The sequence below is a fragment of the Sediminibacillus halophilus genome, from assembly GCF_900103695.1.
In the GTDB taxonomy this organism is placed as follows: Bacteria; Bacillota; Bacilli; order Bacillales; family Amphibacillaceae; genus Sediminibacillus; species Sediminibacillus halophilus.
Window position 1 is genome coordinate 152,711 of sequence record NZ_FNHF01000003.1, and the last position, 21,321, is coordinate 174,031.

Consider the following 21,321-nt stretch of genomic DNA (forward strand, 5'->3'; position numbering starts at 1 on the left):
ATTATAATATTGTTTTCCTTTCGGGACTAATCGAGTAGTGTCTTTCCTTTTTTTAATTATCATTCAATTAAATCCCCCATTTAATTAGAATACATGTAGAATTAATCGGATTTGCATAGTATGATTAATATAATTAATATACTATGTTGTTGGGTTTGGAGTGGATGATGATGAAGGCGGAACCATTGTATAAGCAAATTCAAGAAAAGATCAAGAGTAAAATACAATCGGGAGAACTTCGGCCTGGTGACCGAGTTCCTTCTGAAAAGGAATTAGCACAGCAGTATCATGTTAGTCAAATTACAAGTAAGAATGCACTAATAGGATTAGCTGATGAAGGTATAGTTGAGCGGATAAAAGGAAAAGGAACATTCATTAAAAAAAATAATAAATATTCAGCCGCTGCTCCTTTAGCTGAACTTTCATACAAAGGGATAATTGGCCTTATTATACCAACCATGAAAACGCAAGTGGATCAACAGCTTTTGAATTATATAGAAAAATATGTACGTGCAAATGGGTATGAACTGATTATTAGAATTACGCGAGAGTCCCAAATAGAGGAAACCAATGCAGTCAATATGTTCCGTCAATTGAATGTCAAAGGGTTGATTATTTTTCCAACGGAAAAGGCAACGTATAATGAAGCAATTCTAAAGCTTACACTAGATCAGTTTCCGCTCGTGTTGATTGATAGATATTTAGAGAACATCAATACGTATAGTGTCAGCTCAGAAAATCTAAATGGTACGTATCAAGCAATTAGTTATTTATTGGATAATGGCCATGAAAGTATAGGTTTAATAAGTCGACCAAACACTAACACTGCAACGAATGAAAGGATAAGTGGGTTTGAAAAGGCATTTTTAAGCAAGGATTTGAATATCAATAAGAATTTATGGTGCCTTCTGGACTTCGATATAGTTTCGAAACAGGCGATTGAGACAATAGGAAGCTTTATAAAAGATAGACCAGATGTAACAGCAGTGTTTTCCATGAATGCAGAACTGGCCAAGTACACGTACACTGCTGTAAGAGAGATCGGGAAGCAAGTTCCTCAAGACATAGAAATCGTCTCGTTCGACCCTACTAGGAATAACGCAATATCTTATATTCAGCAAAATGTAAAAGAAATTAGTAAAACAGCTGTTCGTTTACTGGTAAAGCAGTTAAATGATGAATATGAACCGGAAAGGTTATTTATCCCGGTTGAATTTGTTAAAGCTTGAGCAGCCACTTTTTTCTTCAAAAAAGCTGCCATTTGTTAAATTCCATCAGGTTTATTCTGTTACTTCGCCAAGTAATGTGCTCTTGTTGCATATTACAAGGGGGAGTTTTTATTTTATTTATCGAGATTCGTATGGGTTGATCATGTAGATAGAGAAGCTGCTTATGCCCTCTGTGTGATTTGATTCAGGTAATAAAAATATTATGTTCCGATAAAAAAACATATTAAGTATATTTTATACTAAATATGTTATATAAGCGACACACTTAATATTGTATCATCTTAGTAAGCGGTTACAAAAAGTTTGAGAGGTTGCAATCATTCGTTGCAAGTAGGTCGGTTCTTTCATTAATAAAGCCAAAGGGGCGTGATGCAACTCTATTGTCGGGTTTCATTCTTCTGCTAAGCAGTATTAAAAAACTGCCGTAGTACAGAAAAATGTATTGTTCTTTGTGAAGTTGGCTTTATAAATTTCTGAATTGTTAAAAAGTGAAAAGGTTTGATTTTGTTTTTTCATGATTGAGGAGGAGGAGTAAGTTATGAAAAAGTGTATCATTTTCTCTATAGTCTTGTCACTAACCGTCCTTATATTGGCTGCATGCTCGGGTTCAGGTGGTTCGGATGGCAAAGCTAGTGGTGCTGACAATGGCGAAACGAATGGTGAATCAGATGTAAAGATACCTGAGGGTGCAACAGAAGTTGTTATGTGGAACCTTTTTGGTGGTGGAGATGCAGATTACATGCAAGAAATTATAGATGAATTCAATGAGAGTCAATCCGATGTCTATATCAATAATGTTATGCAGGATTATGATGAGTACTATACAAAGCTTTTGACTAGTGTCGCAGCGGGCAAGGGGCCGGATTTAGCCATATCCCATACAAGTGTGTTGCCGGAACTAATTAGTCAAGGCCTTGTGCAGGAATTGGATTCACTGGGATCAGAAGTCGGAGTGAATTGGGATGAATTTAATTCCAATATTTTAGAAGCGACTACTTATGAAGAGAAGCACTATGCAGTACCAATTGATACACACGCTCAAATATTTTATTTGAATAATAAGCTTGTGGGGGACGCGGGGCTCCTTGATGAAGATGGTAATCCAAAAATAGAGGAAACACCAGAAGGGTTTGTAAATTTCTTAACAACACTCAAAGACAAATTGCCTGAGGATAAATATCCATTGGCATTCTCCACTGCAGGGGTGGATAGTTACCGTCTATGGTGGTCTTATTATACTCAGCTTGGCGGGGAGCATATTTTGTCAGAGGAGGATATAGATAATCCTGAATATATCCTGGATGTCGATAAAGCGATTGAAGCAGCTAATTATTTGAGAGGTTTTTATTATGACAGTGAAGTTATTCCATTAAATCTTGAGGATTTTTATACGGAATTTCAATCTGAAAACGCTGCTGCTACTTCAACGGGGGTATGGGCCACAGGAACATGGGAAACGACGGAGGATTTAGACTTCTCAGCAATGCCTGTACCGAATGTATTTGATCAAAAGGGTACCTGGGGAGATTCACATACCTTTGTCATCCCTTATTATCAAAATGCTGATCCAGAAGTACAAAAAGCGGCAATTCAATTTATGGATTTTGCAACGGATAAAGGGGCGATTTGGGCTAAAGCAGGTCATATCCCTGCGAAAACAAAGGTTATAGAATCTGAGGAGTATGAAGAGCTTCCATACCGTAGTGAGTACGCTCAGGTAGCGAATTATGTTAATTTTGCAGACCATACCATTTATGGGAGAGGTGTGCAAGACATCATGGTACGAAATCTGGATCTAGTTTGGACAGGTGAAGTTACAGCTGAACAGGCATTTAAAACAATCGAGAAAGAAATCAAGGGCTTAATAGACTAATAAGGGAACAACTCTTTTAATCTAAAAGCTCCTAACCAGCTTAGGGGCTTTTAAGTTTGAGGGAAAGGGGTTACGCATGAATAAAAAATCGTGGATACAAGACTTGAAGGCAATTCCTTATCTTTTACCCTTTTTTGTGGCCTATCTAATATTTACTATCCTTCCTATATTTAAAGGATTGGAAATGAGTTTATTTGATTGGACTCTTGTTAGAAAAATGGAGTTTGTTGGATTGGAAAATTATAAAGAGATGTTAGGAGATCCTCACTTCTGGCGTACACTTTGGAACACGACATTATTTGTTATCTTGACGACTCCGACCATGGTGGCGCTCGCATTAGGATTAGCTTTATTAGCTAATATCAAAACGAAGCTTCAAACCTTTTTTCGCAGCTCGTTTTTCTTACCGAGTATTTTATCCGTAGCAGTTATCTCCTTTTTAGCGATTTTTATGCTTCAACCATACAGTGGTTTTGTTAATACTATTCTGCACAGTATCGGTATTGAAGCGGAACCTTTTTGGATGGCCGATAAAGTGCTTGCTTGGGTAAGTATTGTAGTCGTTACTTTATGGTGGACGGTTGGTTTTAATATGGTATTATTCCTTGCCGGATTACAAGATATCCCTGATTCCTTGTATGAAGCAAGTGAGATTGATGGAGCAAGTCGCTGGGATCAATTCCGTCATATAACATTACCGCAGCTTGTTCCAATCGGGAGAGTTATTTTGTTATTACAAATACTGGCCTCTTATAAAGTGTTTGCACAAATCTTGTTGATAACAGGTGGCGGCCCTGGTGGTGCAACCAGACCTCTCATTCAATATATTTATGAAGTAGGATTTAGACAAAACAACCTGGGCTATGCTGCTACCATGTCTTATGCGTTGTTCTTTATTTTACTAATACTCTCTATTATCCAACTTCGGAACCAAAGATTGGAGGAGCGATAAATGAGTGAGCCTAATGTAGAAAAAAATTCAACGTCGAGGACGGAAGTATCTAGTTTATTAGAAATAAATCGTGATCCATTACGAAAAGGGAAGTTAACCGTAGGGTTCATTGTTGCCGTCTTATTTATTCTGCCGATTATTTGGATGTTGTTGGTATCTTTAAAACCTAATGGCTATTCGACAACGAACCCATTGGATTGGTTTTTACCGCCGTTTACATTTACTAACTATATTGACATAGTAGTCGATAGTCTTATTATACGTTGGTTGTTCAATAGTTTTCTTGTTGCAACTATCACCACCATATTGACATTGATACTAACGTCTCTTGCGGCTTTTGCTATTTCTCAAATGAAGTTTCGCTATAAAAATTATATCTTTATCTTCTTTCTATTAGGATTAATGATTCCGGGAGAGGCTACAATCATCCCGCTTTATGAGATTGTGAAGAGTTTAAATATGTTAGATAGCTATACAGGCTTAATATTACCTATGATTGCATCACCATTGGGCGTAATTATCCTGAAGAGCTTTTTTGACAATGTTCCTAAAGAGGTAATTGAGAGCGCTATTATTGACGGTTGTTCCAATTTTAAGATTTTCTATAAAATAATCTTGCCGTTGGCCAAGCCTGCAATGGCATCCATAGGTATCTTTACCTTCATTGGATCCTGGAATAACTTTTTATGGCCGTATTTATCTATTCTATCTGAGAATTTATACACGTTACCGGTGGGTCTCCCGGTATTTAATGCAACCTATTCACAGGCATATGTGTTACCAATGACGGCAAATGCTATCGCTTCCATACCAGTGATTATCGTGTTCTTGATTTTTGAAAAACAAATCGTTAAGGGTATTAGTTTTACAGGAATAAAGGGTTAAAAAAGGAGAGAAATACATGGAGACAACAAGTATGAAAACGTATCAGCGAACAGAATATCCTCGTCCGCAATTTAAACGTCAATCGTGGCTGAAATTAAATGGAACTTGGAAATTTGCTTTTGATGATCAGAATATAGGCGAACATGCATTATGGTATCAAACCCCATCCTTTGCTACGGATATACAAGTGCCCTTCACGTATGAAACGAAAGCGAGCGGCATCGGAGAAGAAGTGTTTCATCCGTATGTATGGTATCAAAGATTATTTACCATCCCAAAGGAAGAAGCAGGTAAACGAGCCATTCTGAGGTTTCAAGCATCTGATTACCTTACAAAAGTATGGGTTAATGGAAGCTATATTGGTTACCATGCGGGCGGTAATGCCGCATTTTCTTTTGATATTACTAGTGCGGTGGATAGTACGAAGGATAATGAATTGGTTGTCAAAGTAGAAGATAGTCAAAGCTGCACTCAACCCAGAGGGAAGCAGCGCTGGAGAGATGAAAACTTTGGGTGCTGGTATGTCCAAAATACTGGGATTTGGCAAACGGTCTGGTTGGAATTTTTAAGTGATGTGAATGTGGATCATGTGAAAATCACGCCAAATATCGATAAGCAGTCTGTTAGCTTTGAATATAAGCTGAACGGGGCGGTTATAGAGGGTTGTAGATTAGAAACAATAATTAGCTTTAATGGGGAAAAAGTAAAAGAATTCGCCATTGTTGCTGACAGATCCACCATGAAATGTGAGGCCGACTTGCGTTCTGAGTTAATGGAATGGAAAGTCATGCATTGGACCCCGGAAAATCCACATTTATATGATGTTACATTTCGCCTGTTTGCTGGTGGAGAACTAGTTGACGAAGTGGATTCCTATTTTGGTATGCGGAAAATATCCGTAAAGGGCGATCAAGTATTATTGAATAATGTTCCTATCTATCAAAAACTGCTACTGGATCAGGGATACTGGCCGGACACTATGCTGACACCTCCTTCAGACGAAGCGATGATAGAAGACATTGAAAAAACAATGAAGATGGGCTTTAACGGTGTTCGCAAACACCAAAAAATTGAAGATGAACGCTTTCTATATTGGTGTGATAAAAAAGGTTTACTTGTCTGGTCAGAAATGGCAGCGACCTATGAATTTTCAGATGAAGCGGTAGAGAACTTTATTAATGAATGGCAAGAGATCATGAAGCAGCATTATAATCATCCTTCCATTATTACTTGGGTTCCATTCAATGAATCGTGGGGAATCCCGAATATTCTAGTAGATAAACAGCAACAAGCATTTACAGAATCCATTTATTACTTGTCCAAAACAATAGATCCAGAACGCCCGGTCATCGTAAATGATGGGTGGGAGCATACCGTTTCTGATATCATAGCGCTCCATGATTATGAAGAATTTGGAGAATTATTCTTAAAGCGCTATAAGGATAAGGAGCGAATCCTCCAAAATAAAATCCCTCACAATAAGCACAAATATGCATTTGCAGAGGGATATGAATATAAAGGTCAACCTGTCATCGTTACCGAATATGGAGGTATTGCCTTTGATGATGACAGTGGCTGGGGGTATGGCAACCAAGTACAGACGGAAGAAGAGTTTTTGAGACGATATAAGGATATTACGGATGCAATTAAAGAAATCCCGTATATTAGTGGTTACTGTTATACGCAAACTACGGACGTTCAACAAGAAATTAATGGGTTATTGAAAGCGGATCGAACACCGAAAATTGCCTTGGAAAAAATTAAAGCAATAAATGAATAAGAGGTAGTTTTGGGAGGCTGTTCCCTAAAGGGAGGATTTCGTTGTTCGTATTTAACGTCTAATCATGAAAATCCAAGCTTTTTGGTTCAGGCTCTTTTGTATAGGTAGCATGCACAAAAGTAAGGGTATGGGAGGGGAATGGATGCGCTTAATGTCTGTTGTGCTTTTGGTTATGATTAGTTTTTGCAGCGCGTGTAGTGGGGATGGAGAGAGCTCAGAGAAGCCTCAAGCGAGCGGTTACCAAAATCCAATCATGTTAGACAATGAGTGGGAAGACTATGGTTTGGGTGATCCATACGTATTTAAGTACAATGGTTTATATTATTTATATGTAAGTACACGGGATACGGACATAGGAGTGAAAGTATGGAGCTCACCCAATCTAGTAGATTGGAAGTACGAGGGGCTTGCAACGGAAGAGACGGAGACGAGAGCAGCTTATGCTCCAGAGGTAATCTATTGGAATGGATACTTTTATATGTACACTTCTCCTGGAGGAAATGGACACTACGTCTTGAAAAGTGATAGTCCTGTTGGTCCGTTTGAAGTGGTGACGGATAATTTCGGTAAATCGATCGATGGTAATGTGTTTATTGATGATGATGGTTCCATGTACTTCTCTCATGCAGGGACTAGAGGAATTGAAATTGCTTCTATGCGTGATCCGGAAACGGTTGGTGAAAGCACGGTTACAGCAGCGTATATGAATGGATGGACGGAAGGGTCCACTATTTTTAAACGAAATGGCAAGTACTACATGACCTATACAGGTAACCATGTGTTCAGCGAAGGCTATCGAATTGACTATGCTGTAAGTGATAGTCCAACCAATGGTTATCGGCCTTCTAGACAGAACCCATTGGTGCTAAATACAGAGGGAGAAATAGTAGGGCTTGGACACAATAGTGTAGTCAAAGGCCCCAATCTAGATACAGACTATATCTTTTATCATAATTTAGAGGGACCTGGAGTTGTTGGTCCGTTACGGCACATGAATATGGACCGAATGGCATGGAATGGAGATAAGATGTCGGTGTTAGGTCCGACTCATACAAAACAACAAAGTCCTGAGCTTCCTGCTTTTGAAGACCGTTTTGATCGAAAAAACGTAAAATCCAACTGGATCAACCTCGATGATGGAGATTGGGAGATTGATGATGAAACGTATTTAAGACAAACTTCCACAGAATCGACTAATTCCTATAAGCTAGTAACCAAAGCAGAAACAAAAAGTAACTATACAGCTGAATTCCATGCGAAGCTGATGGGGAATGGAGAGGTCTCTGGTTTATATGGTGCCGCTTTTTCTTATCAGGATGACAATAACTATGGGGTTGCGGTATTAAATCCAAGTGAAAACACATTGATTACTCGTTTTATTAGGGATGGAAAAGAAATTCATTCTGAGTCCTCTACACTGCCAAATGAGTTTGATTTTACAAAGTTACATCAAATAAGGGTAGAAAAATCCATGCATTCTTTTAAAGTTTACGTTGATGGCATGCTGAAACAAACAGTAGATGCATCTCTTAATGCAGGAAAGGTTGGCTATGTAACAAAGGATGCACAGGCGGAATTCGGTTATGTTGCCTTTAGTAATAAGGTAAACGGAAGTGGTGTATGGGATGTTAACAAGCCCCTTCCGGGTACAGTGGAAGCTGTGCATTATCAGAGTGGCGGAGAAGGTGTTGGTTATCACGATGACGATCAAAATTCTACTAATAATGAATACCGTCCCGATCCAGTAGACATTAGGAAGGATTCAGAGGGTGCTTATTACGTACGTATGGATCAACCGGAAGAATGGCTTTCCTATAAGGTGAATGTTGACGAAGATAATAGCTTTCATGCAGATCTTCGAATTGCAACAGAGGATGAAGATAGCCAGTTGAAAATTTTACAGGGAGATACTGATATTTCGGGTACTATATCTTTACCAAATACAGGTGGTAAGGATAATTGGAGAACTATAACGATAAAAGATTTAGAATTAACAAAAGGAAAACAGGAATTAAGAATAGAGGTAGTCAAAGGCGAAGTAAATATTGCCTCTATGACATTTTATAAAGGGAGTACCATGACTCCTCTAAGTGATGATTTTACGGAGCGTCTTAACTTGGATTGGTCAATGTACGAGAACTATTGGTCGGTTAAAGATGATACGTTCCAACCAAGTGACAAAGCCTTTTCTAAGGTGCTTGTCGGTGAAAACGGGTGGACGGACTATCAGGTGGAAGCGGATATAAAGCTAGGTAACACGAGTGGTGATGCGGGCATTCTGGTACACGGGCTCAATCCGGCTAATGGTGTGGCGCATGGACAAAATAATCCCGACTTTATGCAAGGCTACTATGCTTTTATAACAACTAATGGAATTTACTTAGGAAAGCAAAATTATGGATGGGAAACATTGGATAGCGTCTCTGCAACTTTATCCGTAGATTCTTGGCACCATGTGAAAGTAGATGTGAAGGGAACTAGGCTTCAAGTATTTGTAAATGATATGGATACACCTAAAATCGTGTACGAGGATACATCGGTTCAGCCTTTTACACACGGGAAAGCTGGTTTTCGAGTAATGAATAATCAAGCAAGCTTTGATAATTTTGAAATGAATCCTAATTAATTTATTTAGACCGCTAGAAAGAACTAAAACAGATGGTTGGAGGATTCCTATAGTTAACTTTGGTTAAAGAAGGTGAATTCATGAAGGAAAGAACCTTTAAAAATCCACTACTAAATCCAGGTGCTGATCCGTGGGTCTATAAGGATAAAAATAAGTATTATTTCATGTGCACAAGACGTAAAAGACTTGATTTGTGGAGATCGAAAAGTTTGACGGGTATCCCAAATGGGGAGCGCAAGACCATTTGGACACCTCCGACGGAAGGAATAAATAGTGACAATATATGGGCTCCGGAGATTCATAAAGCGAATGGGAAATGGTATGTATATTACACTGCTAACGATGGGAAGGGTGGAGATAAGACTAGAAAAATTTTTGTCTTAGAGAATGAAGCTGAAGATCCATTTGAGGGGAATTGGATTGAAAAGGGTTGTATAAATACAGAGCATCCAGGCTTGGATGGGACTATTTTTGAACATAAAGGAAAATTGTACTTTGTGTATGCGGGCTATGGGTACTTCCCTGATTATGGATCAGCTCTTTACATTGCAGAAATGGAAAATCCTTGGACACTGTCTGGCTCCGAGATATTGATATCAAAACCTGAATACGATTGGGAAAAACAAGGTGGTATGGCAATAAATGAAGGACCGGCAATGTTAAAAAGAAACAATAGATTATTTTTGGTATACTCAGCCAGCGCTACATGGTCTGATGATTATTCGTTAGGGATGTTGACTGCATCTACAGATTCCGATGTGTTGAATAGCCGTTCATGGCTGAAATCCACTGCTCCTGTTTTTACAAAAAGTGTGAAAAATAAGATGTTTGCTCCCGGGCATAATAGCTTTGTTCCATCCCCTGATGGAACGGAGGATTGGATTGTCTATCATGCAATTCCTGAATCGCAAGGTGGTAACGAACTTCGAATGACTTGTACTCAGAAATTTGGCTGGCGATCTGATGGAACACCTGATTTTGGTATTCCTTTATCATCCTCCACACCAATAATTGTTCCGTCAGGAGAATAGGATAAAACGTTCGTAATGCTTGCTAGTGATGCTGAATCAATAGGACAAAGCTAATGTTATACTACGTTTTTAAAGCTAAGCCAAAAAAATAAAACGAATTAGAGATCTCACATCTTAACTAACTGAACTTTAATCACTTTTCCTTTTCACCTCATCTAGTAAAAAGGATTATGGAAAACAGTGATAATACCCAGCCAAAAAGCGATAACAGGATGCCCTCGTAATAGTAGATAGTATTTTTATCTTCTCCATCTATTAAATAGTATGCTTGCGATACTGTATCATCAAAGTAGAGCATTTACTAAAACAAAGAAGCAGGGTTATGACCCTGCTTCTTTGTTTACGGTATGATTTTATTTTGATGGTTATCCCAAGAGTTATGTTTTCTGTCTAATTTATAGAAAATTGCGTCCAGTTTTTCAGCACTTCTAGTTATACCAATTATTTTTGTGTTTTTGCTCAATCGTTAATCACTGATAATTAATAATCGCCGGATTCGGATCAAGCTTCAATACATCCTCAGCATTCAACACAGGTTCATCTTTTTGATAAAAGATTTTGAACCCGCCGTACTGCACGGCTTCATTTCGTACGAACTTGCGGTAAAGCGACATCTTCGTGGAGGAATTACCCCAGCCGTCATAATTCAAAACTACTTCTACATTTTCAGTGGGCTGGATGGCTTCTTTGTTCGTCAGTGCTTCGTCCATGAACTGATGGACGAGCACAATTTTATCCGGCAAGTTATTTTCCTCCACCATCTTCGTAAGGTATTCCACTGCTTCTTGCACTTCTTCTCCATTTACTTGACCAAGGTCAATGCCAGGCGTTTCCCCTTCTTTAACGTGGAATTCTGTATCGATGGCCAGGTGGACGTATGGGAGCTTCAGCCATTTCTCCAGTAATTTCACTTGATTTATAACAGAGTCTGTTCCGAGCTGGACATCCAGCATCAATAACGCATCGTTTTCTTTGGCAAGCTCGGCATATTCGTCGATTTGCTCCGGCGATGTCCTGTGGAAATACTTTCCTTCGGGACCGGGGTTACGCTGTGCTACCGTAGAAATCAGCTCAATCGTTGGAATGGCCGGGCGAGACGGATCGGCATCCGAATAAGCCTGCGTTTGTTCTTTTAACTTTTCCATCAATGCGTCGGGTTCCATTTCACCAAGGATTCCCATATTGGTAGAGTTGGGATGGCCGTAATAGGCTACAAGCCTATGATTCTTCAAAGGCCCATCGGTTTGATCCTCGGCTCCTTTTACCAACGTTTCTCCGACTGGAACCATCCTTGTGCGGTCATCTCCGTGCGCTTCGGCTTTCGGCATCTGTTCCAGCTCGTCCTCAGACAGCTTATCTTTGAGCGGTTCGGCATCTTCCGCCGGCTCTAACGGTTCGTAAGGCTGAGGTGGCTTCGTTTCTTCTTTTTCTTGTTCTCCCTGTTCTTCTTCTTTTTCTTTGTTTTCTTCCTTCTTATTTTCTGAGGCGCTTTCTTCCGACTGCTTGTCTTCATTGTTTTCTTCATCGTTGTCGTTTGTAGAAGTGGTTTCCGAACAAGCGACCAGGAAAAAGACCAGGAGAACTCCCGAGAGTAGCAGGGTTAATTTTTTCATGTTGTCACTTCCTTATGTATTGATTTCCTTCATCTATGATTCTATATCTATTCCCTAATTTCAATAGTTTAATAGCAAACAGGTATATTTTAACATGAACGTGGATGAAAGGTAATGCTGTAGAATGGAGAAAACTTTTATAATGTAAATAAGGGGAGAAAGAGACTAGGAAATACAATGGAGACCAAGTCAAAAAAAGATGTATCATTACATTCCGTCCTTTTTGTGCTTAAATATAAGTAGAGAGCCTTTTAAAAACACATGGTGTTAAATAATATCGGGGGTAAAATGAGTTGGCAGAACAGCATAGTATAAATATTGCAGCACACCGTAACATATATACGGGAATGTCAGATCGAGAACTGCGGATAGATTTTTCAACTCCACAAAACGGAGTGAACTATAATACAGGATTACTCATTTTTGTCCCTGGATTCGGTGCCAATATAGACTCAAAGGTCTATAAAAAAATGAGAGAAGTGTTTGCCGACACGTATAATATGGTAACCATTCAGTGCAATTATTTTGGCAGTGCTTTTATGCAATCAGCGGATCAATTTAAATTGAAAGAACCACAGGGCTTACAAAAAATTCTTACAAAAGATGAATTAGAGACAGTAGCAAAAGACTCTTCTGCATTATTAAAGGTCTTGGCTGAAAAAAATATTTTGCTTCCTGTCCTTGCTGATATAAAGGAAAGTGCAGAAGAGTTCAATGATATGAGCTACATGCAGGCAATAGATATCATAAGTGCAATAGAGGCTGTCAGAATTATATTGAGGGAGAATGAATTAACATTTGATGCTAACAGGATCATAGGTTACGGGCACTCACACGGAGCCTATCTTTTGCACTTGAGTAACAGGCTTGTTCCAAATCTGTTTTCCTTTTTAGTAGATAACTCAGCGTGGATGGAGCCAGTATATTTATCAAGTAACAGAGTCCTATATCGAAAAATGGGAAAGGCCACTCTTGCTATTGAATTTGATTATTTTGCGAAGAAAATGATAAAAAACAAGCAAAACTTAAACTTAGAAACGCTTTATAATAATTTTAGAGGAAAGACGCAGATTCTATCCTTTCAAGGGGATGAAGATAATCTCGTTGACTATCAAACAAAGAAACGTTTTGTTGAAGGAATCGGAAATTCAGCTTTTATACTTGTGAAAAAGGGTGACGTGGATAATATCAAATATAAGTCGAATGGTCATGGTTTAAATGCTGACTTTTTAGAGCTTTTTTACTTTGCACTAGAATTTGAACGTCCCCGAGAAAAAACAATCGAGCGAAAGACAAAACATAGAGTGGACTTGGAAAATCTGTCTGTTGAAGTCGATTTTACCCATGGATTGCCCGTGTTTGATTTCAAGTAAGCGATATTACCCATACTTCCAGCGGTCCGGGGAATTGCCCAAGTTAAGCAAAGTTTTGACTAATGTAAGACCATGGATAGTCTACTATCCATGGTCTCTTCTTGGTATCAATTTTGATAGGAATCAATTGCGTCATCCTACATCATTTTTCACGTTTACATTTCCTCTTTGATGCCTTTCTTAACCAGCCACCAGTTTGCCGGGTAGCTTGTCAGGAAGCCGAAAATCATGGCAATTTGCATCATGAACCAATAGTTCATCTGGTGGGGCTTTGGAGGTTCGGCGAAGATGACATAATGCACGAGGGCCATCCAGCCAAACATGCCTACTTCAAACAATATCAGGGAAAGGGTATCCGCCTTGATCGAATTTTTAAGGTTTTTCATTACGCCAGCGTCTTTATTCATCGGATAAATAGCGAAAAATTGGAATAGAATGCCGAATAAGTATGCCAGGGTGAACTGTACTGCATAATGGGCGAATAAAGTGGTGCTCAGGATGGTGAATCCAGTCAGCGTGACAATTGGTACGCCGAACGCGTCACCCAGTGTACACCCTGATGAACAGTGACTTGTTGAAAAGTACACTTTCGCAGGGAAACCACGGTGGTCCTCTGCTTCAGAATCTTTTGCTTTAAGCCGTCCCCATTTAAATAGGTCCAGACCGCATAAGGGCCAAGAAACCAGCCATTGATCGGCCAGACGATGTTCATGATCCACATCATTTGCGGGTGCCTGATAACGTCCACAAGGAGGATGAGGGAGGATAATAAGCCGATTACTATTGCAATCCAGGCTATAACCGTCAGTATGGTCATTTGAATCACCTCTCCAAAACGATTCCCAGTTATGCCGTACGAAAACATTACGCTCAATCTATTCTTCTGCTTCCATTATTTGACCAATGCCTGGCCATTTCTCCCTCTCGCAATTCTTTTCGAAAATATATCTCGATGTTCATATTACGTTCATAAACCTTGTATATAATCCAACAGGTAATAAACATTTCTGCTAACCAATCGATGGAAACCTATGGAGCAAACAAGGAGTGAAAGGTAAGGAACAAGGAACGATTATCGAAAAGTGCTTTATTAGTAGATTTTATAAGAAACATAAAACAGGAGGATTAGCATGCAAAACAATAATAGGAAAAATATCGCGAAAGGCAGCGGCGAGTGGGCTGTCGAAGCGAAAGGTGTCGTTAAAACGTTTGGAGAAAACCGAGCGGTTGACGGTGTGGATTTAAAGGTCCCTACAGGCTCGATTTATGGAGTGCTTGGTCCGAATGGGGCAGGAAAGACGACCGTGATTAGAATGCTGGCTACATTGCTGCGACCGGATGCCGGTTCTGCCAGTATCTTTGGTCATGATGTGGTAAAGGAGCCGCATATCGTCCGGCAATTAATCGGAGTGACGGGGCAATATGCCTCTGTTGACGAGTCACTCAGCGCTACCGAGAATCTCATTATTTTCTCCCGGCTGCTGGGTCTGGGGAAAGCGGAGGCAAAAAACAAGGCGGCTGCATTATTGGAAGAATTCAGTTTGACGGAAGCAGCAAAGCGGCCGTTAAAACATTTCTCGGGCGGCATGCGCAGGCGGTTGGACTTGGCTGCCAGCCTGATTTCCCAGCCGCCGCTCATTTTCCTGGATGAGCCGACGACCGGACTTGATCCGCGAACACGTAATCAAATGTGGGATACCATCCGGCGCTTGGTCAAGTCAGGTTCGACAGTTCTTTTGACGACACAGTATTTACAAGAGGCGGATGAGCTGGCTGACCGGGTTGCAGTCATTGACCATGGCCGGGTTGTTGCGGAAGGTACCGTCAATGAATTGAAAGCATCGATTGGGAACTCATCCTTGCATCTAGGTGTACAACATTCCAGACAGATGGAAGAAGCACGGAGGATTATTGAACGGGTGCTGAATGTCCGAGCCGCTGTTTCCACAGAAGGTGGGAAAATCACCGCTCCGATGGCAGATGTCGACCGAATGACGGACTTATTGATTGCTTTAAGGGAGTCGGATATTCAGTTGGCTGAATTAAGCGTACAGAAACCAAGTCTGGATGAGGTGTTTCTGACGATTACCGGTCAGGGTGCTGGAACTTCCGAGGAAAGCAATAATAAATCAGAGAAAGCAGTGGAGGTATAACAATGGATAGTATGCAAATAAAACCTGCCCATGAACGAAAGCTTCGCAACAAAACGAGCTTTCGTCAATCAGTGAAAAATTCACTCATCATGGCTGTTAGAGGGTTGATTAAGATACGGCGCACACCAGAGCAATTGTTCGATGTCACGTTGCAGCCGATCATCTTCACCCTGATGTTCACATATATTTTCGGCGGCGCCATCTCTGGCGATGTGCAAAGTTATTTGCCCGTCATCATTCCCGGTATTCTCGTACAGACGGTGATCACTACTTCAATTGTGACTGGTGTGCAATTGCGGGAAGACATGGACAAAGGGGTGTTTGATCGATTCAAATCCCTGCCGATTGCCCGGATTGCCCCATTAGCAGGGGCGCTGTTGGCGGACAGTATTCGATACACGATCGCCACAGTGCTCACTTTCACCATGGGGTATATCATGGGGCTCCGTCCTGAAGGCGGATTGGGTTATGTTCTGATTGCGGCACTCCTTGTCATTGGCTGCGCTTGGGCGATTAGCTGGATTTTTGCCTTTTTCGGGGTGATTGCACGGACGGCGTCCAGTGTACAAGGCATTTCGATGATCGTGTTGTTTCCGCTCACGTTTCTTTCCAATGCATTTGTGCCGGCTGAAACGATGCCGGATTGGCTGCAGTGGTTTGTGAAAATCAACCCGATTTCCCATCTGGTCACAGCGGTCAGAGATTTGATCAACCAAGGTTCCATCGGCTGGGACTTTACGATCTCCCTGGTGGGTGCAGCTATCATTGTGGCCATTTTTGCACCATTGACTGTACGGACTTATATGCGCAAGGCATAGTGATCACGCACGTAATGATATAAAATAGGGAAAAGAACATGGGAATCGCAATACAGGCCAGCGGTTCCCTTTAGTTAATAAAAAGGAATGAACTGTATGGCTAAAATATTGATAGTAGATGATGATCCCAACATCCGGGAATTGATTCGGGTGATTTTATCCAAAGAAGGACTAGCTATCATAGAGGCGGCAGACGGGGAAGCGGCCCTTTCCGTACTTGAGAAGGGAAAAATAGATCTGATTATCCTCGATATTATGATGCCGAATATGGATGGTTGGGCATTTTGCCGGGAAGTGCGCAGCTATTATTCCGCCACACTTCCGATCTTGATGTTAACGGCAAAGGGCGAAACAGCCCAAAAAGTGAAGGGCTTCGACCTTGGCGCCGATGATTATTTGGTAAAACCATTCGCTCCTGCCGAGCTGGAGGCACGGGTGAAAGCATTGCTTAAGCGTTATCAAGTGACCATATCGAATCAAATGGAAATAGGCAATGTCCTTATTGATCGCGCTGCGTATAAAGTGTTTATTGACAGAGAGGAAGTATACTTGCCGCCGAAGGAATTTGAATTGCTGTTCAAGCTTGCGGCACAGCCGCAAAAAACGTTCTCCAGGGAACAATTGATCGAAGATATTTGGGGATTTGATTACGAGGGCGATGAACGTACAGTGGACGTCCACATCAAACGGTTGCGGCAGCGTTTTTCCCGAGACGATTTCCCGTTTAAAATCGCGACCGTCCGAGGCCTCGGATATCGGTTGGAGGTGAAGCAGTGAAGCGCTCAGAATTCATCAAACGAAGAATTCTGCCGATTTTGGGTGTCACCGCTGCTTTGTTGATCGGATGGTCCTGTGCCTATTGGTTAACTTCTCTATTGTATGACACGATTGGATATCATCCACACGGTCTTACCAAGCAGCTGGTCAATTCAATTCTAGGTTTTCTATTGTTTGGGTTTGCTATGCATTTTATCAGTCGAACGAAATGGATGAGGAACAATCAGGAGAAGTTCCTGCATCCGATTATCCAGGCAATGAAGATGATGGCGGAAGGAAACTTCAATATCGACCTTTCCTTTTATCAAACACAATTTCGGGATCAGGGTGACCATCCATACTCCAGAATCGTCGAAAGCATCAGCCATATGGCAGATAAACTCGGGGAAATGGAGGAAATGCGCCAGGAATTCATCTCCAATGTCTCGCATGAAATACAGTCTCCTTTGACCTCCATAAGTGGATTTGCCCATGCGCTGAAAAATAAAAACTTAAGCCAGGAAGAACGCGACCATTACCTGCAAATCATTGAAACGGAAAGCTATAGGTTGTCCAAACTGAGTGAAAATTTATTGAAGCTCACCTCTTTGGAGTCTGATCATTTAGCTCTTGAACGAAAAAATTACCGTCTGGATCATCAGCTGCGACGTATTATTCTTGCTAATGAACCACAGTGGGTCGAAAAAGAAATCAAAATGGACGTTTCCCTGGATAACGTAACGCTTATGGCGGATGAGGAATTGATGAACCAAGTATGGACGAATCTCCTGCATAACAGTATTAAATTCACCCCTCCTGCCGGAACCATTACGGTGAAGGCAAACAAAACCGCCGATAACAGAGTAGAGGTAAAGATTTCGGATACAGGAATCGGGATGGATAAGGAAACCTTGATACATCTGTTCGAGCGCTTCTATAAAGCCGATAAAGCGAGAAATCGCAATGCTGGAGGAAGCGGTCTTGGTTTGTCGATTGTTAAAAAAATCATTGAATTGCACGACGGACAGATTCACGTTGATAGTGAACCTGGAAAAGGGACGGAGATAACGGTGGATTTGGTTTCATATTATTAAAGTAATCAATGGGATTTCTTATCCAACCAAAGCAAAGTAAACCAAAAAGTAACAGCGCAAAGGATGGTAGAAATGAAAAATATTGGACGCAAGATGACCAAAAAGAGTTCCGAATCTATGAAAAAACCTGCTATGGCGGCTATCATAAGTGCGGAAAAGATGTAAAACCACAAACTAATTATGTGATTAACGTTATACTTGTCAGAGATTTTATCCCAAATATATGATATTAATAATCCAAATATCAATATAGCTGGAAATATAAACATTGCCATAAAGAATAGCCAAAAATAAAAAGGAAAAGTTTCATTCGGAAAACTGTTAAGCTCTAGATATGTTGCGATTATCAAGGTGCAAAAGATTGATGAGATTAAACCTGCTTTAATTTTTTTCTTGAGCATACCTTTCCCCCTTAAAATCTAAAGAAAAAATATAATTCTTAAGGTTACTTTATCATATTAGATAACTCCAAGAGTTAAGTATAAAAGGGAAAGAGGACAATAATTTTTATTTCGTTTCTCTTTACATCTATATTGCAATTCTATTAAAACGTCCATAAGAGACAGCCTCCTATGCGATATCTATAGCAGATAAAACATAGGAGGTAATCACTATCAAATACTTAACACTAGTCACATTACTAATTTTAGGATTAATTGTTTTTGCAGGCGAAGTATCTGCCAGCAGCAAGTACACTGTAGAGTCAGGCGACATATTATCGGAAATTTCCATGGAACATAACGTAAGTGTCGATTCCTTGCTTGAGTATAACTCAGCCATTACCAACCCGGATGTCATTTTTACCGGCCAGACAATCACCATTCCGGATGCAAAAGGGGAAACATTTAAAGTATCCGCCTATACGGCTGGCTATGAATCAACCGGAAAACAACCAGGAGATCCCGGATACGGCATTACGGCATCGGGAACCGAAGTACAAGAAGGACAAACTATCGCCTGTCCGCCATCCTTCTCTTTTGGCACAGAAGTCTACATTCCATACTTTGATAAAACCTTCACTTGTGAAGACAGAGGAAGTGCCATCACCAAAGGTCGGATGGATGTATATATGGAGGACGTAGAAGATGCGTTGGAGTTTGGCGTAAAAGAATTGAAAGTTCTGTATTAGAATAGTTTTGAAGCATTAAAGCCAGTCCCTTTCCCATGAAGAGGGGGACTGGCTTTTAGATTCTTATTTTACCAATGATGATTAAAAGACCTTCTTTAACCTCTGAAGGAAATTTTCCAAGTTTGCTGACTAATTCACTTGTTACTATTTTGATAGGAAAAACATTCGTATATAATGTAAGAGTCTAGGTGAATCGTAATTTTTAGTAACCAGAAAGTTTTTGTGTGGGTGTTTGGGCAGGCTTCTTTCGTCCGTTGACAGCCGATTTCGATATGCTAGATTGTTCGTATAGGAAAGGAATGATTGAATGAAGAAACAATTAAAGCTTATGTGCTGCATTCTTGCCTTACTAGGATTTGTTCTGTTGCTCACTGGGTGTGGCAGTTCGGATGAACCATCAGAAGCAGATACTTCTGATAATCAAACCGGTAGTGAATCGGGAAAAAAAGCGGACGAGCCGAATGAAGAGGGGGATGTTTTAGATTCCTCAACAGAATCAGAAGAAACGACGCCGGAGGATTCGGACGGCACTTCTTCAAATTCGAAGGAAGCAAGCAATGAAAATTCCTCTAACACCCCAGAAAGGAAAGAAAATAACGACTCATTGGCGGAGTATTCTGCTGAGGAAATCGAATATGCGCGGGTTTGGCTTCAGCTTGGACCAAATCAAGAAATCGATGAACTGAATGTTCATCGAATACCGGCCGGCGAATTGATCAATCCCAACGATGAGACGAGCGCTGTCTATCCAGAGGATGTCATCCAATTAGCAGGTTCCCGATTAGTGGATGGTTCTGTTACATATAGCAGCAATGGCGACGGAACAATCAATGTATATAACGTTCCTTTGCGCTGGGATGGTAACGCCGAAGTGGATGAGAATTTCATGAAGGAATATACAGAGGGAATTATCAAAGACGCAGAGGAAGTATACGTCGAACCAGGGGATGCTGAAAAAGTAAAACGTCTGATTCGGATCATGAAAATTCATTAAACTAGTTCACCAGTTATTGGTGGACTAGTTTGTTGTTGAAGGTTAACAGAACCAGGTTCAGAAGACGTCTTGATCAGCATAAGAGAACTATGGGTTATTAGGGAGAGTGAAAAATGAAGTTTTTGAAGGAAAACGAAATGACACTAGTGAAAGCATTGATATACGGCTTTATTGCAGGAGTTTATTACAGTATATTGTTTGTTTCACAAACGAAGGTATATGTTAACGGTAATACACGGACCTTTCAAGAAAAATCAATATTTGAATACATTGTAGAGGTCTTACAAATTTCTGTATCCGTATCTATCGGAGCCACTGTGTTACTCGGAATATATCTTCATATCAAATATCTTAAGAAGAGGTGAAAAAAAGTGGATGTGAGCGACTATTACCCTTTGATACCTTTATTAGTTGCGGTTGCTGTTATCCTGCATCGCTCCAGTGCATTCGCCCCAATGATTAAGTATATTGGTTACGGATACTTTTTTGTCTTAACGGTAGTATTTATCACCGTGAGAGAGAGAATCAGTTACCTTTATGAGCATCCACCGATTCCTGCTGTTTATTGGGAGAAAAATTCGTGGTGGTCTGACATAGGGCTGGTCCTGTATTTGATGCCAACTGTGGTTCTCTTTCTAATGGTATGCTTCTTTTGGTTTAAAAGAGAGAAAGACCTGAAAGGAAAAACACTCACATTTCTTTTCTTTCTGGTTGGAATGATATTGCTTTTTGTTTATGCTTTTTTCTTTAGTATGACGTTGGGATACAGGCCTTGAATAAAGAACAGGTGTTTTAAATGGAAAATTTCCAATTGATCGCATATTTGTTGTTTATTTTTGCGTTTATTGTTTTGATTGTTCTTACTTGCATGGTACTTTATAATAAATTTTTTAAATGATATTTAAAGATTATTGGCCAAATTTTTTTACCTCTCGCAGCATGTTTAATTTATTATTCACAAAAGAATAGGGAGCAGCTAAGTCAAAACATAAATAAATATATTACGTAACAATCA

General features: G+C 40.2%; 18 protein-coding genes. 15 read left to right on the forward strand and 3 right to left on the reverse strand.

Features of this window, described 5'->3' with window-relative positions; all coding sequences use genetic code 11:
• Positions 1-185 precede the first annotated feature (185 nt).
• The 7 genes from BLR82_RS11355 (at position 186) to BLR82_RS11385 (ending at position 10,376) form a co-directional block, all read left to right on the forward strand.
• Positions 186-1,229, forward strand: coding sequence for a GntR family transcriptional regulator (locus tag BLR82_RS11355; protein WP_245693788.1), 1,044 nt, complete (start codon positions 186-188; stop codon positions 1,227-1,229).
• Between the two features lie 538 nt (positions 1,230-1,767).
• Positions 1,768-3,102, forward strand: a complete 1,335-nt coding sequence (locus BLR82_RS11360) for an ABC transporter substrate-binding protein (protein WP_074599433.1) — start codon at positions 1,768-1,770, stop codon at positions 3,100-3,102.
• Between the two features lie 76 nt (positions 3,103-3,178).
• Positions 3,179-4,054 carry a carbohydrate ABC transporter permease gene (locus tag BLR82_RS11365; protein ID WP_074599435.1) on the forward strand — a complete coding sequence of 292 codons (876 nt, stop codon included), beginning with the start codon at positions 3,179-3,181 and terminating at the stop codon, positions 4,052-4,054.
• Positions 4,055-4,939, forward strand: a complete 885-nt coding sequence (locus tag BLR82_RS11370; RefSeq protein WP_074599437.1) for a carbohydrate ABC transporter permease — start codon at positions 4,055-4,057, stop codon at positions 4,937-4,939. It abuts the gene before it with no gap.
• Positions 4,940-4,955: 16 nt separating this feature from the next.
• A complete protein-coding gene (locus tag BLR82_RS11375) occupies positions 4,956-6,719 on the forward strand; it encodes a glycoside hydrolase family 2 protein (protein WP_074599439.1) in 1,764 nt (587 codons plus the stop codon).
• A gap of 142 nt (positions 6,720-6,861) precedes the next feature.
• Positions 6,862-9,345, forward strand: a complete 2,484-nt coding sequence (locus BLR82_RS11380; RefSeq protein ID WP_074599441.1) for a family 43 glycosylhydrolase — start codon at positions 6,862-6,864, stop codon at positions 9,343-9,345.
• Positions 9,346-9,425: 80 nt separating this feature from the next.
• Positions 9,426-10,376 (forward strand): glycoside hydrolase family 43 protein, encoded by a 951-nt coding sequence (locus tag BLR82_RS11385; RefSeq protein WP_074599443.1) that lies wholly within the window; start codon positions 9,426-9,428, stop codon positions 10,374-10,376.
• Positions 10,377-10,846: 470 nt separating this feature from the next.
• Here BLR82_RS11385 and BLR82_RS11390 read toward each other — a convergent pair whose 3' ends face one another.
• The gene (locus BLR82_RS11390) at positions 10,847-11,989 is read right to left on the reverse strand and encodes a hypothetical protein (RefSeq protein ID WP_074599446.1); all 1,143 of its coding nucleotides are present in this window, start codon (positions 11,987-11,989) and stop codon (positions 10,847-10,849) included.
• Positions 11,990-12,282: 293 nt separating this feature from the next.
• Here BLR82_RS11390 and BLR82_RS11395 point away from each other — a divergent pair, with 293 nt between their 5' ends.
• Positions 12,283-13,362, forward strand: a complete 1,080-nt coding sequence (locus BLR82_RS11395; RefSeq protein ID WP_074599448.1) for a DUF2920 family protein — start codon at positions 12,283-12,285, stop codon at positions 13,360-13,362.
• 155 nt (positions 13,363-13,517) lie between these two features.
• Here BLR82_RS11395 and BLR82_RS11400 read toward each other — a convergent pair whose 3' ends face one another.
• The gene (locus BLR82_RS11400; protein ID WP_245693789.1) at positions 13,518-14,081 is read right to left on the reverse strand and encodes a DUF4396 domain-containing protein; all 564 of its coding nucleotides are present in this window, start codon (positions 14,079-14,081) and stop codon (positions 13,518-13,520) included.
• Between the two features lie 411 nt (positions 14,082-14,492).
• Between BLR82_RS11400 and BLR82_RS11405 the strand changes: the two genes are divergently transcribed.
• From BLR82_RS11405 to BLR82_RS11420, 4 genes are all read left to right on the forward strand, one after another.
• Positions 14,493-15,515, forward strand: coding sequence for an ATP-binding cassette domain-containing protein (locus tag BLR82_RS11405; RefSeq protein WP_074599450.1), 1,023 nt, complete (start codon positions 14,493-14,495; stop codon positions 15,513-15,515).
• A 2-nt stretch (positions 15,516-15,517) separates the two neighbouring features.
• Positions 15,518-16,333, forward strand: a complete 816-nt coding sequence (locus tag BLR82_RS11410; RefSeq protein ID WP_074599453.1) for an ABC transporter permease — start codon at positions 15,518-15,520, stop codon at positions 16,331-16,333.
• Between the two features lie 96 nt (positions 16,334-16,429).
• On the forward strand, positions 16,430-17,110 hold the full coding sequence (locus BLR82_RS11415) for a response regulator transcription factor (RefSeq protein WP_074599455.1): 681 nt from the start codon (positions 16,430-16,432) through the stop codon (positions 17,108-17,110).
• Complete coding sequence (locus BLR82_RS11420) at positions 17,107-18,183, forward strand: sensor histidine kinase (protein WP_074599457.1); 1,077 nt, start codon at positions 17,107-17,109, stop codon at positions 18,181-18,183. Before BLR82_RS11415 ends, BLR82_RS11420 begins: the two co-directional genes overlap by 4 nt.
• Before the next feature lie 5 nt (positions 18,184-18,188).
• Here BLR82_RS11420 and BLR82_RS11425 read toward each other — a convergent pair whose 3' ends face one another.
• Positions 18,189-18,584 (reverse strand): hypothetical protein, encoded by a 396-nt coding sequence (locus BLR82_RS11425; protein ID WP_074599458.1) that lies wholly within the window; start codon positions 18,582-18,584, stop codon positions 18,189-18,191.
• A gap of 329 nt (positions 18,585-18,913) precedes the next feature.
• Here BLR82_RS11425 and BLR82_RS11430 point away from each other — a divergent pair, with 329 nt between their 5' ends.
• The 3 genes from BLR82_RS11430 (at position 18,914) to BLR82_RS11440 (ending at position 20,671) form a co-directional block, all read left to right on the forward strand.
• A complete protein-coding gene (locus BLR82_RS11430; protein WP_245693790.1) occupies positions 18,914-19,312 on the forward strand; it encodes a 3D domain-containing protein in 399 nt (132 codons plus the stop codon).
• 307 nt (positions 19,313-19,619) lie between these two features.
• Positions 19,620-20,306: a hypothetical protein gene (locus BLR82_RS11435; RefSeq protein ID WP_074599463.1), complete on the forward strand. Its 687-nt coding sequence runs from the start codon at positions 19,620-19,622 to the stop codon at positions 20,304-20,306.
• A gap of 113 nt (positions 20,307-20,419) precedes the next feature.
• The gene (locus BLR82_RS11440; RefSeq protein WP_074599465.1) at positions 20,420-20,671 is read left to right on the forward strand and encodes a hypothetical protein; all 252 of its coding nucleotides are present in this window, start codon (positions 20,420-20,422) and stop codon (positions 20,669-20,671) included.
• The last annotated feature ends 650 nt before the right edge of the window (positions 20,672-21,321 follow it).

Excerpts from the sequence above, each read along its gene's own strand:
- BLR82_RS11360 (WP_074599433.1), top strand. The coding sequence starts at position 1,768 with ATGAAAAAGTGTATCATTTTCTCTATAGTCTTGTCACTAACCGTCCTT.
- BLR82_RS11365 (WP_074599435.1), top strand. The coding sequence starts at position 3,179 with ATGAATAAAAAATCGTGGATACAAGACTTGAAGGCAATTCCTTATCTT.
- BLR82_RS11370 (WP_074599437.1), top strand. The coding sequence starts at position 4,055 with ATGAGTGAGCCTAATGTAGAAAAAAATTCAACGTCGAGGACGGAAGTA.
- BLR82_RS11375 (WP_074599439.1), top strand. The coding sequence starts at position 4,956 with ATGGAGACAACAAGTATGAAAACGTATCAGCGAACAGAATATCCTCGT.
- BLR82_RS11380 (WP_074599441.1), top strand. The coding sequence starts at position 6,862 with ATGCGCTTAATGTCTGTTGTGCTTTTGGTTATGATTAGTTTTTGCAGC.
- BLR82_RS11385 (WP_074599443.1), top strand. The coding sequence starts at position 9,426 with ATGAAGGAAAGAACCTTTAAAAATCCACTACTAAATCCAGGTGCTGAT.
- BLR82_RS11390 (WP_074599446.1), bottom strand. The coding sequence starts at position 11,989 with ATGAAAAAATTAACCCTGCTACTCTCGGGAGTTCTCCTGGTCTTTTTC.
- BLR82_RS11405 (WP_074599450.1), top strand. The coding sequence starts at position 14,493 with ATGCAAAACAATAATAGGAAAAATATCGCGAAAGGCAGCGGCGAGTGG.
- BLR82_RS11410 (WP_074599453.1), top strand. The coding sequence starts at position 15,518 with ATGGATAGTATGCAAATAAAACCTGCCCATGAACGAAAGCTTCGCAAC.
- BLR82_RS11415 (WP_074599455.1), top strand. The coding sequence starts at position 16,430 with ATGGCTAAAATATTGATAGTAGATGATGATCCCAACATCCGGGAATTG.
- BLR82_RS11425 (WP_074599458.1), bottom strand. The coding sequence starts at position 18,584 with ATGCTCAAGAAAAAAATTAAAGCAGGTTTAATCTCATCAATCTTTTGC.
- BLR82_RS11430 (WP_245693790.1), top strand. The coding sequence starts at position 18,914 with ATGGAACATAACGTAAGTGTCGATTCCTTGCTTGAGTATAACTCAGCC.
- BLR82_RS11435 (WP_074599463.1), top strand. The coding sequence starts at position 19,620 with ATGAAGAAACAATTAAAGCTTATGTGCTGCATTCTTGCCTTACTAGGA.
- BLR82_RS11440 (WP_074599465.1), top strand. The coding sequence starts at position 20,420 with ATGAAGTTTTTGAAGGAAAACGAAATGACACTAGTGAAAGCATTGATA.